The sequence below is a fragment of the Xenorhabdus santafensis genome (genome assembly GCF_033949405.1).
GTDB classification, from domain to species: domain Bacteria; phylum Pseudomonadota; class Gammaproteobacteria; order Enterobacterales; family Enterobacteriaceae; genus Xenorhabdus; species Xenorhabdus santafensis.
In genome coordinates this window covers 1-346 of sequence record NZ_VCDN01000222.1, presented here as the reverse complement: position 1 = coordinate 346, position 346 = coordinate 1, and the positions used below count along the sequence as shown (strand labels likewise).

Genomic DNA, 346 nt, shown 5'->3' with positions numbered 1-346 from the left:
CCGGCTGATAGGGCAGGTGGATACCCGGCGGTACGGCTCCGCAATCGTCAGCAAAGACCAGCGTGTTACGCCCGTTACTGCATTCAAAGAAGTAGAAAATGCCCTCTTCGGCGGTCAGGCGTTGCAGGAAATCGAAATCGCTTTCCTGATATTGCACGCAAAATTCCCGCGCCGGATGCGGGTGGCGCAGGTTGAATACCACATCGCGGATGTTGTGCTCTTTGAGAATGGTGGTGATGATGTCGGCAATGTTGAGTTGCTGGAAAATGCGGGAGTTCCGCCGCAGGGTAGTGCGCCACAAATCGGGGCGGATACTCATCCGGTAAGTGGTTTGGTGCAGGCCGGT

The 346-nt window shown here is 56.1% G+C and carries 1 protein-coding gene; it reads right to left on the bottom strand.

What is annotated here, in order from left to right:
* Nucleotides 1-346 (bottom strand): type VI secretion system tip protein VgrG (vgrG, locus tag FE392_RS19975; protein ID WP_319931874.1); only part of this gene is annotated, 346 nt, incomplete at both ends.